The sequence below is a fragment of the uncultured Pontibacter sp. genome (assembly GCF_947495565.1).
Taxonomy (GTDB): domain Bacteria; phylum Bacteroidota; class Bacteroidia; order Cytophagales; family Hymenobacteraceae; genus Pontibacter.
Genome location: NZ_CANLZM010000016.1, coordinates 97,792 through 113,385 on the forward strand (window position 1 = coordinate 97,792; position 15,594 = coordinate 113,385).

Genomic DNA, 15,594 nt, shown 5'->3' on the forward strand with positions numbered 1-15,594 from the left:
TTATTTGATTAAAATGTTTCAATTATTGAATATTAATATAAATTTATTTGAAGAATCTTCTATTTTGTCTCCAAATACTCATTATATATATACCCAAAAGAATTATCGAGCACCCCTCGAATATCCGAAGAGATAGATACAGTATCTATGCGCTGAAATCCTACCCGGTCTGGCAGCGCCGGAGCGACAGTGCCGAACTGCGTCAGCTGCTCATCTACTGCAGCTTTCAATTCATAGTTCACGGAGGACTTCAGGCGATTTGGCAGGAACACGATCTTTACCTGCGGGTTAACATGCTTGGCCACCTGAACAAAGAACATGGTGGACTCAAAAGTCATCTTTTCATAGGCGAACGGACAGACGATTACTTCAGCGTCCTGGTATACAGCGATGAGTTCATTCGTGTCCAGTCTGCCAGGCATGTCCATAATAACATGCCCCCCTTGCAGACTATCAATATGCACCTTGTATTTCGGGTACTCCTCTACCTCCATCTTGATAACCTCGTACAGTGGTTCATTGGCATATAACTCCTTCTCCTTCTCCCATCTGGAGTAGATGGAGTCCTGAAAGTCCATATCCAGGATGATCACATTATCCTTTTTCTCTAAGGCCAGATAGTTAGCCAGCAGTATACAGGTGGTAGACTTGCCCACCCCTCCTTTTTGGTTTGCTACTACAATTTTCATGTATTAATTGTCTATGTGTATTATCGTTTTCGTTGATTTTTTCTCTTCCTATTCTCGCTCTGATCAGACCCTAGGTTTGACTCCATAAGGTAAAGCATGGAAGCCGCCAGTTGACCGATGGCCCCGGAAGACTGGGTCCATGCGTCCTGCAGCCTTTCCTCTCTCACCCGATCACTACCCTTATCAAGCTCAACAACCTGCACAGCTTGAAAGTCAGGCCTCTCTTTTGTCAGATCTGCCCAGGCATATACCCGTTTCTGCTGATGATCAACCAGGAAGTGCTTTCCGTCTGCATGAGCGATGCTCCAGCCGCAACTGTCCAGGATTTCCTGCAGCGGCCTGCCGCTGGCAAGGCCGCTGTGCAGCTTGGCGGCCACCACCTCCTTCTCCAGAGGGTCAGAAGCCTTCGCAACCGACAGATCCGACTGCTTTACAAAAAACAGCCTGGCAAGCAGCCTCATATCCCTATCGCTCGTCACAGCGTACTGCCGCGCCTCCTGCAGCCTTTCTTGGTAAAGCAGCGCCCTGACATGCGCCTTATCAAGCACCAGAACAGGGATGCTGCCTTCTACATCTCCCTTGATGCGGATCTCTCCCTTTTTGTTGACAAGGAGTCCTGTTGTCTCCACCTGTCTTTTGAAACCGGTGTAACACAGCCCCCTGTCTGTAGAAAGCTTGGCTATGAGTTCCCGTCCAGCCTGTATTTTCTCTTCTCTGTTAACACCGGAAAGCAGCTCGTCGAGCCTCATCACCTGGGAACCCTTCAGCACCTGTTTGCTGGCATGGTCGAGAATGGTGTAGCCATAGGGAGTGCTCTTCCCCTTTGCCTGGTGCACCACCAGCTCTATCCCGAACTTTTCCTTTAATAGCCCGGAGAACTGCTCCACCGTTAGGCCTCGTTTATACTTGCGGAATATGGCTTTCAGCTGCCCTACACGCGCATCTGGTGCTTTATACTTCGCTATCCTGTCAGCGACTTCTTTCTTTGCAAAGGCATACACCACTGAACTGTACTTAATGAACTGGTACTGCCCCTCCTTCTCCGTGACTTTCACGCCTTCCCTTTCGAGCAGCAACTTAAACTGAGCCTCTGAGGAAAATCCATATGCCAGCGCTTTAGTTAAGTATGCTTTTACCTCGTATTCCACATCCTGCATCAGAATCTCCTGCATCACTTTCTGAGACCTCACGTTTTCATACTTGTCAAACACCTTCTTCCCCTCTTTGCTCACCCTGGTAGATACCATATGTACATGGTTGTGCGCAGTATCTGAATGAAAGTAGATAAGGTAAGGGTTGTCATGGTACCCCATGCGCTGGAGGTATTCCTCCGCGATTTCCAGGAGCTCCTCCGCACTCTTCTCCCTTCCCTTGCAGGAAATAATGGCATGGAACTGGGACTTTAGCACTGACTCGTTTGTGTTTGCAACCAACGTCATGTACCTGATGTAATCCTCCTGCTTCAAGCTTCCCGCAGCCAGGTTCAAGAAACCAAAGTTCTCAGCCTTGAGCAGCTGAGCTGCACCCTGTGCTCTTTTCTCTTCATTATAAACAACGCCATTGAACCCGGCAGCGGCAGAAAGGATTTTCACGATCATAGCCCACTCATTAATGCTTCAAAAATATAACAAATAATAACTTTCACATAAAAGCTACTATATATTATTTAAAAATTTTAAACTATTATATTTTACTTAATAATTATTAGTTATTATTTATAATATAAATACTAATATTTAATAGTTAAAATTTATTAATTCTTACTTATTAATTCTTACTTATTAATTCTTACTTATTAATTCTTACTTATTAATTCTTACTTATTAAATAATAAATATTATTTAAATTTTTTAAACCTTGCAGCAGCAATCCGGAGAAAAGAGCGAAGCGCCTTGACCAATTCTTTTTCTATAATACTGAACTCTATCATGTGCCTATTAAAATCGGCAAGAAACTGCAGGTTTATCATATTGTTTGCCTTCAGGTAATTGACATACCTGGCTACCTGATTGATATTGTTACCGACCCTGCTGATCTCGGGGCCGAGCCTATCCAAAACTGCGATTAACTCTTTAGGATTAGCAATAAAATCGTCAGGCTGCGCCAATGCCTTCTTCCGCAGGTAAACAGACAATGATTCATGCCCTGCAGCTGTCATCTCAGCCTCCAGCTGCCTGTATTCGCTATCGGAAAAGGTCAGCTTTACTTGTCTGGCTCTCTTTAATTCAGGCGATAGTTTTGGACGCCCTCCCGTTGATTTCTTAACATCTTCCATACATTCTTTGCTCAATAAAAGACACGAGTTGCGAGTGGATTTCCCCCTGCTGACAGCTACGCTGAAAGCAGGGCAAGAGGTTTTGAAGGACTCAAAACACATCTTGCAATACAAAGCCCAACACACACCAAAAGAAGGAATTCTAAGCAAATAATACAAGGAGGGGGGAGATAAGGAAGGGCAGAATCCCAAAGGCGAAGCATTGGGTAAGCTGGAGGGAAATAGGGGAGTATGGATGACAAGTACCTACTATAAGAAAGAGCTTCAAACACTAAATCCAGCGGAACAAATATTTAATAATTATTACTTATTGCCTATTATCTAAAACCTAATAATTAATATTTAATATCTAACATGTATTAGCTATTAAATATATTTTTTTTCAGCTAGTAATATGTGCCAATTAAAGGCAAGCAGCTTAATAGCCAAAGTTGATGGTTTGCGACGAAAAGCAGAAAGAGTCAGAAAAGGGTAGACAGGTCAATAGGGGAGAGGTAAGGCTCCAGAAGCCTTCGGCTCTTAAAAGCCCGCACATGGCAAATACAACTATCGCTATCACACGAACTAATCCAAACCTCAGCAAAAAAATCACCCATGTAGTAGAGGCATACCTTGTACTCTCCATCAAGGCGGTTTGAAAGAAACTGCCCCTCATCCCATACCGCCTGTGCCCTGTCATTAAGTGAAAGAATACTATTGAACTCATATAGATTCATAGGAGAACAAGCTAGAAGTTGATTAATAGAAAAGTAGGCAATAAAAGCTTAGCATCTTGTGCTTTGTGAAGCTATCATTTAGTTATCCTTTAGCAGGTACCGATTTCTTGATCGTTTCGTGAAGTAAGGCAAAGAGCTTGATCGCATCTACATCCAGTAGTACCGCCAGGTCCAGCAATTCGCTTACACGAAAGGAGCGGGGATCGTCAATCTTGTTTCGAAGTCGCTGGTTGTTTATGCCTAGTGCTTTGGCCACGGGAGTATACGGTACGATATCAAACAGCTCAGTAAGGGAAGCCAGCTGTTGCTTTTCAAGCATACGCTTGCCTAGTTCAAACTTAGGGCTCTTATCTTCTATTTGCATTATCCTAAAATTAAAGAATCCTGATGGCTTATCTTAAGCCAAATTTCTAAAAAATAATACTTACAAATATATACGTAACATATACAAATTAATACTAAAAGTATTTGACAAGTTTACTTTTATTCTTTCTCGAACTGCTACTTAAAAGCAATCAAGGAGGCAGAAGTAGGAGGGAGGAAGATAAACGCTTTAGAGGGCCACAAGCACCCATTATAGTATCCGTTGAGTCTTTAACAATGACAGCAAGATAGGACCACAAAAAACAACCGTATTTGCTTTGAGCTGATTATACGGCAGACGCTTCACATAAAGCCTGCACATTAAAAAAGGAATCCCGCCGAAGGCGGGTCGGCATAGCAGGATTTCATTTTCCAAATTTCCGGAGTTAACTCCATCAGTATTAAAAATGAAAGATCTTGCCTGATATTACCAGACAAGATCTTTCTAAAGGCTACGCTGCCATAGTTGTTGCTTCTGCCCCCAAGTTACTTTCTGCCTGTAAGTTTAGGATATAGCTAGCCGCTTTAAAAGCCTTTGTGCTTGCATAGATGATCATTGTCTTATCATCTTTAAACTTCTTCGCCCATCCCCGCAGGTAAGCCACCGAGTTTTCAAAAACCTCCGCTTTGATACCTGTAAAGGCGTTGAGGAAACTTGCTCCCATCTCGGCTATCAGTTCCTCCTTAGAGTAATTTATATCGCCAAACCGGGCCGCGTTCTCTATGTCAGCAAAACGGTTAAGCCTGGTTTGATGGCCTGTGGAGTGGATCAGTTCGTGAAACAAAGTTGCGTGATAAGCCTGGGAGGAAACAAAGCTGCTCAGCTCCGGCATCTGTACCGTATCATTAAAAGGCGCATAGTAGGCCTGGGAGCCTCCGTGCAGAACTTTCGGGCGTGGCATAGGGTATTGATCCACCACCTCCTGACAAGCCTCTATTACCTGCAGATCGGTACGCTCATGAACAGAAGGGAGGGCAAACTCGATTCCTTCCACTTGATCAATATTGAATACCGTCCAAATAAAGGGGATAAATCTTCTCTGATACACCTCCTCTGTCTCTCCTGAAGTGCCTTTATCCTCACTAGTATCACTTTTGGCGTAAACTTTCCAGTAGATGATCTGGGTTCCTTTCTCTCCCTTCTTTACATGCCCGCCCAGCTCTTTAGCCTGTTTATAGGTAAGAAAATAGGGCGTCCTAAAGCTTTTCTTATCAGTCAGGTAGTTCAGAAAGAAAGCATTGAAGCCTTCATAATAGCGGCCAGATACATAGTTTTTAGGCAATCCGTAAGATGTCCATGGCTTTCTCCAGAATACCTGGCCTTGTTCTAATTGCTCGATGACCTCATTTGTTACCTGATCTGCCAGTTGAATGAATTTTTGATAAGCGTTCATAACTTTTAGCTTTAGAAGGTTAAACAAAACTTATATTAATATATACGTAATGTATATATTAAGTTACATTTAGTATATAAAATTTATCCACAAAATAGAGTTTTTATTTCCCCTTATGTTAGCGCTAAATTGCTTGTGTGGTATTGTAGAACAGGCATTACTACAGAAAGAAAAAAAGAAAACCCGCCGTCAGGCGGGCCGCTACGGTTGGTTTACAGCCGAGATTTGAAGGAGTAAGGGACTTTTATAAAAGTCCCTCGTCTGCAAAAGAATAATAACCCTCATTGGTAAGGATGATGTGATCCAAAACAGCAATATCAAGTAAGTTGCCGCCCTCCTTCACCTTTTTAGTAAGGCTAATATCTGCACTGCTGGGCTTTAAGTTGCCCGATGGGTGATTATGGGCTAAAACGATCCCACTGGCATTGGCTTTGAGCGCAGCGACAAAGATAAGTTTGGGATCTGCCACCGTACCGGCCACGCCACCGGTAGAAACTTCAAATATTCCCAGCACTTTGTTTGCCCTGCTTAGTAACATAACCTTAAATTGCTCGCGTAACTGTATGCTGCCCTCATCCCATAGCTGTAGGAAGAAAGTGTAACTGTCTTTAGAACTCGTAATCTGCGGGCGCTCGGAGGGCTTCACTTGGGGATGGTAGCTGAGCTTTACCTCTGCAATCTGGCTGACGGTTGTTGAAGTCTGTTCCATACACACAAAATTTAAAGGGGTTGATATAAAAGATATATTAATATATACGATATGTATATAAAAAGTTACATTATGTATGTATAATTTTTATGCTTTTATCTTATTTTCCCCGGCCCTGTGTAGGAATCTTTAGACTTCATAGCTAGTTATTAAAGCACTGGTCATATTTTAGCTGTTTTTGTGAAGAAGTTGTGTAATTTTCGCAGCGCAAGTCTCTTTCTCTTCCCTTTTGTTAAATCTTTATTGTTCACGAACCCCTCCGACATTTCAAATTACTATTTATAAGGAAGTATATAGAAGTATATATATTTAGTGGCAATACTTGAACGGCTGTACGGAATAGAGCCAATGGGGTGCATTGTGGGTGTGGCAATACTTGAATGACCTATTGCTACTGAGGCAATACTTGAACAGCTTTGGAGAAGCGTGGCAATACTTGAATGGCTTGAGGCAATACTTGAGTAGGCAAAACAGCTATTGTTGAGGGGAATAGCCAATTTGTGGCGATACTTGAACGCCTTGAGACAATACTTGAATGGATTGTGGCAGTACTTGAACGGCTCCGGCTACTGAGGCAATACATGAACGGCTCTGACAGAGTGAGGCAATACTTGAATAGTAAATATCCTCTTGGCTCAAGAAGGCATCCATAAGGGAAAAGATCGATGCGATACATTAAACCTGCCGCTTCATATGGCTTGCAGTAACGCAACCTGTCAAGAGACCCTCAGAAAGAACGCTTGTGGCATGCTGGAGACATCCGCTAGGAGTTTCTATCATTATTCAAGTGCCTTCGTTAAGTCTCTGTACAGTAGAGACAAATCGTTCCTGCGCATAATGTCGATTCTCTCCACATTGCACGTTATAGAAGAATTGGCTGCTCAGCTTGTCATACACTATTTCAGTGACTCTACCTTTTTGGTCACCTAATCCTGTGAACGTACCGCTTACTTCTACATCTTCTCCAAGTTTGTATTTTGCAAAAGTCATATCTCATCCATATATTAGATTGGCTCTTTATGTCTTGTATGCGTGGCAATACTTGAATAATAGGCTAGAACACTTGCTTAAAGTCCTTCCAAGGGCAATGTAGGGAGTTTCCATATAGACTTTAGTTATGCCCTGTGTGACAATACTTGAATAGCGTTTTAATTATCGTCGGAGAATAGACCTCCCCGAATAAGCTTTTTCGCCATTGCCAGTGTGATATCCTTGTTGTGCACCTTAAAATATGCTTTGCAAAGCTCATTTGCTTTGTGCGTTAGGTCCGCGTCCGAGTTAGTAAGCCAACGCTGAAAAGTATCTTTCTCTCCAGTGATTTGGACATGGTTCCCATATGTATGGTGGAAAAGATCCCGCATGCGCTCCAGCAAGGCAATGTAAAAGTTGTGATCCTCCTTCGCCTCCATAACCTCGTGATATACGGAGAAGTCCAAACTAACCCAATAGAGCTCCTGGTACTTTTTTGTTGGGTCCCCTTGGACAAAAGTATAGTCAAAAGGCAGTTTTCCTTTTTCCCGAATGTAGTCCAGTACCCTCTTCACACTTTTTTTCTTGAACCGAGGTTCCTCTGACTCAATATGGGCAACCGAGGCCAACAGATCTATAGGCAACTTTGTGATGCGTTTACCTGAGCTAAGCAGCTGGTGACGCGTCTTGTAAAGGAAAATGTACAGGCTCTTGCGCCCGTCGCCGCCACGCCCTTTTCCTACATGCTTATAGCCATTGGTGTCGATGGTATAGTACCTACGGAAGAACCCTTCCATAAGCTCATCCGATATTCGGACATCATAAATCTTGATGGTGTTGGTATGTCTGTCGATGCTAACCTTAATATCCTTGAGAATGGCAAAGTTCTTCAGCTCTATCACCTTATCCTGATGCTTATACTCGTAGGAACGAGAGAAGATGATGTTATTGCTCAGCATGTGGAACAAGGCATAGTCAAAGGTTGTCTCAAACCTGTGACCGAAATATTCCGGCACTTCCGCTTTGGGGTTATTTTTGAACTTGGGATGCACCTCACACAAGGTCTGTTTGTTGCGCCCTGTCTCTTTGCAGAACTCTGAAAGCGTGAACCTCGTGAAACCAAATAGGTCCTTTTTCATCTTCCTCGAAATGAAGACGATGAAGTCTTTTACAATACCGGCATCTTCATCAAAGGACTTCTCAATGTCTCTGATGTTATCGGCTACGCTCCGGTCAATCCTACTTAGGAAGTAGGTCGGATCGCTTAAAAGGGCCTCAGAGGGTTTGTTCTCGTGTTGCATAAGTTACAAAAATACAGGTACGAATTGGCAACTCAGCCACTGGTACAGTCCTTCCTCCTCCTTACAGGAAACAGGTTGATAAAAATCTTTGGGTAAGTTAAATTCTTTCAAAGTTAACAATGTACAAAATATAAATCTTTACAGAACTAACCTTTCTCGATTCGGATGCTGTACCCGACCTTCTGTAGCGTTTCCTGGGCTTTGACAAGCCTGGCCAAAAAGGTTTGCCTATAGCTCCCTTTCCCACGGCCAACGCCTTCATCGAGCTCTGCCAACTTCTCCCACGTTAGGTTTGCCTGCTTAAACATGGCCTTCACCTCTGCGCTGATGTGGGTCTTAGGATCACACGCTGCGCATGTATCCCCTTGGTTAATCTCATTCATAGTTTGAACCTGATAGACTGCTTATTTGATAACTCAACAGGCTGAAGGACCGCCTTAAACAGCGGGTAAAAAGGGGAGGGGCCTTTGTGTCCTGCAGCAAATGAAGCCTGCTCTGCCTGTTGGTACTGCTGTGCCGAAACCTTGCGCCAGTCTATTTCATACCCCGCCTGTCGGGACAAAAGGGAAAAGAAAACCTTTAGTGTTCTGGTGTTTCCTTCCCGGAAAGGGTGAATGGCATTCAGCTCCTCAAAAAAATAAGATCCCTTCAACAGGAACTGCTCTCTGTCCAGTCCCTTTAAATACCCTGCTGCCTTCAGCTCCTGGAGTAAGTGATTGGTATAGGGCTCAATCATACGTGGCGCGGCATGTACGGCATTGCCTTTGGAGATCATCACACTCCGGAGCTCCCCTGCCCAAGGGTAGACGGAGCCAAATGTTTCCTTGTGGATCAGCTGCCAAAGCGTTAAATCAAACTTTAGCTGGCTGGGCAGTTTATCAGGCAAAGCCAACACGTTATGTCTCCAGTGGGTAAGCTCTAATTTGCTTAGCTTAGCTGCGTCCCTAATGTTAAAATGATTGATCAGCACACTAGTGCCGGGATAGCAGTACCTGTCGTTCATTACAGATACTTTAAGTTGAATACCTCAGTCATCTCCTCAGGCGTGATTTGTCCGTTGATATACAGCTCGTCCAGCACCTTGTTGAGCTCCTCCTCCTCGTAGCCCTCGCAGGCGGCTATGTGGTTTGTCTGCCCGAGTTGCTCCCTCCGTTCCTGGCGAACCTTTTCCGATACCACAGGCCTGTCACTGTACTGAGATAAAAGCTGCAGTACTTTCTGCTCCCTAACCTCCTGCTGCACTGTCTCCAGGCTTCTGATCAGTCCGTTGAAGTACTCTGCTATAGTTCTGTGATTGCGTTGGTTCGTGGCTTCTATGGCTTTGATAAAGTACATATCGTCCACGTTGCTCTGGTCATAGTTTTCCAGTATGATCGTGGTCCCGTTCTGTAAAATGCCTTTTACTCTGTTCATGCTAACTCAAGGTAATGCCTGTATTGGTATACGAAATAGGCTTATCAAAAGTAACAATATATTGTTACTTTTGCAAATAAAAATAGGATTTCCTTCAATTTTACATTCTAGCTTGTTACTAGGAAAACAAATAGCAGATTTAAAACCACTATAAAGCGTCATAATTGTTTAAGGGCAGTAGAGGCACTTATGAGAATAAATAATCAAGCAAATTATCTGTTAAAGAGCAGGGAATAAAGATATTTTATAAGTATTAGTTAATAGATTTTAATTATTAATTAATACTTAAATCTAAAGACAACAGGTGAGCTAATAGAAATCAGGTTGATTACCAATAATATCTAAGTCATATAAGACAGAGTAAGATGTGTCAAAGTAAAATTAACTGCTTACTCAGGTTTTGCTTATTAACTGAGCTCAACTTTGTCCTCTTCTATTAATAAAACACTAGTTATCGAAGCTATATACTCACCTGCCTCCCAGAAGATGCAAGTATTTGTCGCTTTAGCGAAGTGGGTACTGCCTGAAGGCTGCTTTTTATAATGTCATGATATATAGTATATTCGAAAGTTCGGTTCCTATTTACTATTACTGTGGCCAGCTAAAGGGAATAATTCGGCTTGTACACAAGATTGGTTCATTATATAGAAAAAGCAATGACTCCTGTTAGACATAGATTTTTAGATCATCAAATAAACCCTGAAACAGAAACTCTAATAATCGGAACTTTCAATCCTGATACAGCTGATAATCAAGCTGAGTTTTTCTATGGTAGAAGCAGGAACTACCTGTGGAGGCTACTTCCAACTGCATTTCAAGAACCTGATTTGAAAAGCGCAACCAAGCAGGACAAGCTAAAATTCATTGAAAGAAACAAAATAGACCTCATAGATTTAATTTCTGAAATTGAAGTTGACGAAGGACAAGAAGCCAATTATTATGACGGTTACATAGACAACAAAGTGACTGCTTGGAGAGATGTAATTACAGAGATTGACCGACTGGAGAACCTTAAAAGAGTTTGCTTTACCAGGAGAACTTTCTCAGACATTCCAAACATGAAAAAGCAAGTTGAAGCACTTCAAAACCATTGTGAGAAAAAAGATATATACTTTCAGGCAATGACTACTCCAGCAAGATTTTATAAAGAAGACAAACAAATCGAATGGACTAAGTTTCTTTTAAATGGTTCCAGGTAAGGATACAAATACTGTCTATCTATCTGAATTGCTTCATACAGACAGCAGGTTTACTTGTTGTTTTGATCAATTAACTGCTATACTTGAAAAGCACGGTATCCCATACAAGCTTATAGGAGAGACAAGAGATATTTGGTGTCGCGACTACATGCCAGTTCAAATTGGAGAGGGGGAGTTTGTTCAGTTCCGTTATGAACCGTCTTACCTAAAAGATGACCTGCAGCTACAATCTGACCCTAAAATTGTATGTCAGGCAAATAACCTAACCCCCCACTTTACAAATATCAACCTTGACGGTGGAAACCTTGTGAACTGGTCTGACAGGGCCATAATTTCGGATCGTGTCTTTGAGGAAAACCCTGAATTTACAAATAAGGCAAAATTGATCTCTGAGATTGAAAACCTGTTGGGTGTTGAGCTCATTGTAATTCCACAGATTAAGTCAGATATGACAGGTCATGCAGACGGACTTGTTAGGTTTGTTGATCGCTGCACGGTTCTCGGGAATCACAGGGAGCAAGAATACAAGTATTGGAAAGACGGGATTAATAAGGTTCTTAAAGAATGGCAAATAGAATACATTGATATACCCTTTTTTGAATATAAAGACAGGAAGTATAAAGACAATGCTATTGGTTGCTACGTTAATTTCCTAGAAGTGAAAGACTTGATATTACTCCCAATCTTCGAAATAAATGAAAACCGGGATAACGAAGTTTTAAGCCTTTTAAAACAGATTTATCCGGACCGAGTAATTGAGACTATTAACTTTAATGAAGTCGGGCTCTCTGGTGGTCTTTTAAATTGCACTACTTGGACGATTAAAGAATAGCGGCACTACAACTATGGTCAGTTCAATGCAACCTGATTTATCGGCCTCTGCTCACGGAAATTCTATAGCATAACACACCCATGCTCAATATTTATTACACTTTAAGCAAAAATTAAAAAATAATAATTATTAATTATTATTTTTAACCATAGAAAAACGGAACACATACAGTATTAATTTAGAGAACTTTACGGCATCAAGTATGATTGCAGCAGATAGAAATTAAGCGGTAATTACTTCAAAAAATGTTATGTGAGCGAAAACAGTTCACTAAGTCAAAGAAGCATGCTTCTCCTTATCCAGTGTTTTGATCAACTCATGCAAAAGCGAATAAGCAGTGTTAGTTTGAAGCAGGTCCACCTCTTGCACACTGTTCACCATCAACTTGCGGTTACAGATATTGATGCGGTTAAGCATCGGAACAATGCTGTTGAGGTAGCGGTTATAGAAGCCAGCGATATCCTCCACGCCGTCAGGAAGCTTATAGCCTGACTTACCTTGGATACTTGCGATTAGCACCCCGTTGTCGCGCAGGTGTTGAACACAAACCCGCAGCTGCTGCTCCGAAAAAGTCGGAAATCTTCTTTTTAGCTTATCGATGATCTCCCGTTTCTCGATGAGGCGGTCAGGCGCGGTGCGGAACATCAGGTACAGATACTGCAACACGGCAAGCGCCTCCTCCGAAAGGCTGTTTCTACCAGAGAGTGCCTCTTGGGCGGACTCCGATGCTATTCTTCGAATAAGATGGTTCTTCTGCCGGTCTTCGGGGGTAGGGGAGAGGAGATAGTCTGTTCTTTCAAAAGGGAAAAAATCAATGAACGTACGGTCGTGCAGCAGATCGAACAGGGCGGATGCCTTTTCGTGGCTGTGACTGGTGCAGTAAATCTTGCCCAGGCAACCAGAAAGAAAATCTGCCAGCTGCACCAGGGGCTCCTCTGCCTTATCCTCCACCAGGCGATAAGAGCGCTCCGGCGTAAACAGATCCCGCTGAATAACCTTAGTTTCAATGTAATGGTGCAGGCTGCGCCGAAACTCTGGCCAGCCAAGCTGATCGGCATGAATCGAAAAAGCAGTGAAGTTTTTGGGAAACTGCTTGAGAAAGATTCTGTTGAAGTATTTATAGAACACATCATTATGATCAAAACCTGCTCCATCCAGCTTGTTCTTGTTGATGACCATCCCCAGCACCACGAAGTCCAACTGACGCAGCTCCCTTAATACCTCCAATCTTTTTCGGAAGCCCTTCTCATCATTGGGGATACGGCTGGACTTGATGGGTTGGCCTTGGAAGAAGCGTTGGCTGATCGTATCCCTTAGCAGCCGGGCCTGCTCCAGCTTCGTCTCATCCAGGAGAACAGCTGTCAGAACAAAATGGGAGAAGGTACCGGCTTTATCCAGGTTTAGGCTGGCGTTTCCGAATTCATCCAGAAAAATATGTACATGTTGCATAGGAGGAGTATAGGGTGATAACTCTTATGCCACATAAGATACAAAAGATGAAGCACTTTCAATATAAATATAGTAAGCCTAAACTACGCTGGTGAGGGCATCCGTTTGAAGCTGCCCTTGTCGGATGTGCAGACGCTGAACGGTGATGGCAAAGAATTTCTTCCCCCTGCGGGTGGTGAAGCCATGGCTGTTAAGCCGGTCAGCAATTTGCTGATAGGTCATATCCTTTTCCCGATACATCTGGATCAGTTCCGTGGCCTGTCGGTTGGCTTTGTGCGATGCTGCGTTCTCCTGCCGTATCTGAAGTCCTTTCGTCCTGGCTCCCTGGGTCAGGTTCTCTGGCGAACCCAGGGCAAAACCCTGTAGCTTCTTTTGCTGGAGCGCGGCTCTGGTCCTGGAGCTGATTAACTCCCGCTCATGCTGGGCCAATACGGCGAATATTCCGATGGTCAGGGTATTGGCATCGGGCATATCCACAGCAAGAAAGTCCACGTGGCTGTCACGCAACTTAAAGATAAACCCGGCGTTACGACTGAGACGGTCGAGCTTGGCAATCAGCAACTGGGCCTGCTCCCGCTTGGCCAGGGCGATGGCCGCCTCCAGCTCCGGTCGGTCGTTGCGCTTGCCGCTCTCCACCTCAATGTGCTCGGCAAGCAGCGCATCGCCGGCCTTTAAGAAACCCTTCACCATCTCGCGCTGTGACTCCAGGCCCAGCCCGCTCTGACCCTGCTTCTTGGTGGAGACCCGGTAGTAAGCCACGTACTTCATCTTCGCTACTCCTTATTATATAGGTGAAACTCGGGGGTAAAGTTAGTTATAACATTTTACAAACGGACGTTTGTAAAATGTTATAGATACATAAAAGTGTGAAACTGCACCTGGCGTTGTCTAATAAGTGCACTAACTACGGTGCCATCTTGTGCTAGGCTATGAGCAAAAGCGAAAAATACTAGCTGGGTTAATGTAGCTTTTTAAGAGCATGTGTTTTGCTTTTGGATCACCCATTACTCGGGAAGATGAGCTGCAACTTCTCCTATGTTCAAGCTGCCAAGAAATCAGGCGGATTGCACCTTCGACTGATCCTGCCTATATAGAGAAGGAAGTGAGATTGATAAAAGAAATGAGGTATCACCGCAGTAGCTGTCACTCTATGAAATCAATTGCCAAGCAAAATAGTCGCCCGCTTTGGCAATTGCCGCATATTGTAAAAGTGACTACGCTGATTGTTTAACCTAAAAGTCCCTCTACAGCATAAGAAGGCACATTCAAAACCCGTCCTACCTTTTCACTTGGAGGCGAGTTACTTTTGCATAGCACGGCGGAGCCATAGAAGAAGGCACACTACACAAAACTTTTAAACCGAAGTAGTGCCTTCTTCTATGACCATTGCTGGGGTAAAGACATGCTAATTATAGCTCACCTGGAAGGGGTAGTAACATACCCTTTTCTTAAGGCTTGTACAGAAATTTTTGTGTCTTTTTTTCAGACTGCGGGGTTAATTATCTTTGCCGTAACGCATTTACGGGAATAGGAGAGGAGCACTGCTTAAAGAGTAAGCGGTGTATTATGCCTAAACGAAAGCGACAAAACCAACCATGCAGATGCGACCATGAAAAGGGCTCAACTGGCTCTGCCGGTGCTGCCAGGAAGTTCGGGTTCATAGAGCAATGGAAAAAGCTTAACAATTCTGCAGTCGCTGATTTCTGTAAGCAAGTCAAGACCGAGGATGAAGCTTCAGAAAGAGCATTCGGACCTCTTTACATCATTATTCGTGATGGTGTAAAGAGGCTGCTAAAGCTTGCCTTAGTCTTTAGTTTATTTACACTCGTCACACACTTGGTATTACTTGCCTCCCCCAGTGTCCAGGAAATACTTACTTTACTCATTAATCTTCTAAAGGATTTTTATGCAGGAAAAACCATTTATCCATTTCTAAAGAACCTCCTCTTTCAAAGCAAATAGTAACAACTGCAGTAACGTAATAGAAGCCCACATAAAGCAACAGCCTCGGCAAAACTATCATCAATAAAGAAATAACAACTGCGAAACTACAGCTGCCCTATCAGCTCCTTAGCCTTATTCAGGTTGTAAGCCCCCTCTATAGCTTTGCTCTCAAAAACCATAAAATAGTTGTAGCCAGAACCAGCCTGTTGTGCCCACTGATTGCCTAAGCGGCATTTGGCCTCGCTATCCGAATTGTCGCGATCATCTCCCTTCGTTTCCAAAAGTATTACCCTGCCAGACTTAGTGTAAAGTATAAAATCAGGGTAATGGTTTGATTTAAA

Annotated in this window: 16 protein-coding genes; 3 read left to right on the forward strand and 13 right to left on the reverse strand. The window is 43.3% G+C overall.

What is annotated here, in order from left to right; genetic code table 11:
• Nucleotides 1-59: 59 nt before the first annotated feature.
• The 10 genes from Q1B04_RS17895 to Q1B04_RS17940 all read right to left on the reverse strand — a co-directional run bounded on the left by Q1B04_RS17895 (nucleotide 60) and on the right by Q1B04_RS17940 (nucleotide 9,829).
• A complete protein-coding gene (locus Q1B04_RS17895) occupies nucleotides 60-689 on the reverse strand; it encodes a ParA family protein (RefSeq protein ID WP_147920718.1) in 630 nt (209 codons plus the stop codon).
• Between the two features lie 20 nt (nucleotides 690-709).
• Nucleotides 710-2,287, reverse strand: coding sequence for a relaxase/mobilization nuclease domain-containing protein (locus Q1B04_RS17900; protein WP_299761490.1), 1,578 nt, complete (start codon nucleotides 2,285-2,287; stop codon nucleotides 710-712).
• Between the two features lie 239 nt (nucleotides 2,288-2,526).
• Entirely contained in the window at nucleotides 2,527-2,964 is a 438-nt protein-coding gene (locus tag Q1B04_RS17905; protein WP_299761493.1) for a plasmid mobilization relaxosome protein MobC, read from the reverse strand.
• A gap of 798 nt (nucleotides 2,965-3,762) precedes the next feature.
• Complete coding sequence (locus tag Q1B04_RS17910) at nucleotides 3,763-4,044, reverse strand: hypothetical protein (RefSeq protein ID WP_299761496.1); 282 nt, start codon at nucleotides 4,042-4,044, stop codon at nucleotides 3,763-3,765.
• Nucleotides 4,045-4,495: 451 nt separating this feature from the next.
• A complete protein-coding gene (locus tag Q1B04_RS17915; protein ID WP_299761499.1) occupies nucleotides 4,496-5,437 on the reverse strand; it encodes an ArdC-like ssDNA-binding domain-containing protein in 942 nt (313 codons plus the stop codon).
• A 244-nt stretch (nucleotides 5,438-5,681) separates the two neighbouring features.
• A complete protein-coding gene (locus tag Q1B04_RS17920) occupies nucleotides 5,682-6,146 on the reverse strand; it encodes a JAB domain-containing protein (protein WP_299761502.1) in 465 nt (154 codons plus the stop codon).
• A gap of 1,148 nt (nucleotides 6,147-7,294) precedes the next feature.
• A complete protein-coding gene (locus tag Q1B04_RS17925; protein ID WP_018480082.1) occupies nucleotides 7,295-8,416 on the reverse strand; it encodes a hypothetical protein in 1,122 nt (373 codons plus the stop codon).
• A 146-nt stretch (nucleotides 8,417-8,562) separates the two neighbouring features.
• Nucleotides 8,563-8,799, reverse strand: a complete 237-nt coding sequence (locus tag Q1B04_RS17930; protein ID WP_299761516.1) for a hypothetical protein — start codon at nucleotides 8,797-8,799, stop codon at nucleotides 8,563-8,565.
• Nucleotides 8,796-9,419, reverse strand: a complete 624-nt coding sequence (locus Q1B04_RS17935) for a Fic family protein (RefSeq protein ID WP_299761519.1) — start codon at nucleotides 9,417-9,419, stop codon at nucleotides 8,796-8,798. Before Q1B04_RS17935 ends, Q1B04_RS17930 begins: the two co-directional genes overlap by 4 nt.
• The gene (locus Q1B04_RS17940; RefSeq protein ID WP_299761522.1) at nucleotides 9,419-9,829 is read right to left on the reverse strand and encodes a hypothetical protein; all 411 of its coding nucleotides are present in this window, start codon (nucleotides 9,827-9,829) and stop codon (nucleotides 9,419-9,421) included. Before Q1B04_RS17940 ends, Q1B04_RS17935 begins: the two co-directional genes overlap by 1 nt.
• 656 nt (nucleotides 9,830-10,485) lie before the next feature.
• On the opposite strand from Q1B04_RS17940, the gene Q1B04_RS17945 reads away from it, so the two are divergent.
• Both Q1B04_RS17945 and Q1B04_RS17950 read left to right on the forward strand, forming a co-directional pair.
• Complete coding sequence (locus Q1B04_RS17945) at nucleotides 10,486-11,028, forward strand: hypothetical protein (RefSeq protein WP_299761525.1); 543 nt, start codon at nucleotides 10,486-10,488, stop codon at nucleotides 11,026-11,028.
• On the forward strand, nucleotides 11,015-11,860 hold the full coding sequence (locus Q1B04_RS17950) for an agmatine deiminase family protein (protein ID WP_299761528.1): 846 nt from the start codon (nucleotides 11,015-11,017) through the stop codon (nucleotides 11,858-11,860). Before Q1B04_RS17945 ends, Q1B04_RS17950 begins: the two co-directional genes overlap by 14 nt.
• Nucleotides 11,861-12,130: 270 nt before the next feature.
• Here the strand turns inward: Q1B04_RS17950 and Q1B04_RS17955 are convergent, their stop codons facing one another.
• Together Q1B04_RS17955 and Q1B04_RS17960 are read right to left on the reverse strand one after the other, a co-directional pair.
• The gene (locus Q1B04_RS17955; RefSeq protein ID WP_299761531.1) at nucleotides 12,131-13,309 is read right to left on the reverse strand and encodes a DUF3800 domain-containing protein; all 1,179 of its coding nucleotides are present in this window, start codon (nucleotides 13,307-13,309) and stop codon (nucleotides 12,131-12,133) included.
• 78 nt (nucleotides 13,310-13,387) lie between these two features.
• Nucleotides 13,388-14,077, reverse strand: coding sequence for a recombinase family protein (locus Q1B04_RS17960; RefSeq protein WP_299761534.1), 690 nt, complete (start codon nucleotides 14,075-14,077; stop codon nucleotides 13,388-13,390).
• Nucleotides 14,078-14,875: 798 nt separating this feature from the next.
• On the opposite strand from Q1B04_RS17960, the gene Q1B04_RS17965 reads away from it, so the two are divergent.
• Nucleotides 14,876-15,271 (forward strand): hypothetical protein, encoded by a 396-nt coding sequence (locus Q1B04_RS17965; RefSeq protein WP_299761537.1) that lies wholly within the window; start codon nucleotides 14,876-14,878, stop codon nucleotides 15,269-15,271.
• A gap of 86 nt (nucleotides 15,272-15,357) precedes the next feature.
• On the opposite strand, the gene Q1B04_RS17970 is transcribed toward Q1B04_RS17965, so the two are convergent.
• Nucleotides 15,358-15,594, reverse strand: a 237-nt coding sequence (locus Q1B04_RS17970; RefSeq protein ID WP_299761541.1) for a hypothetical protein, incomplete at its 5' end; no start/stop codon positions are given.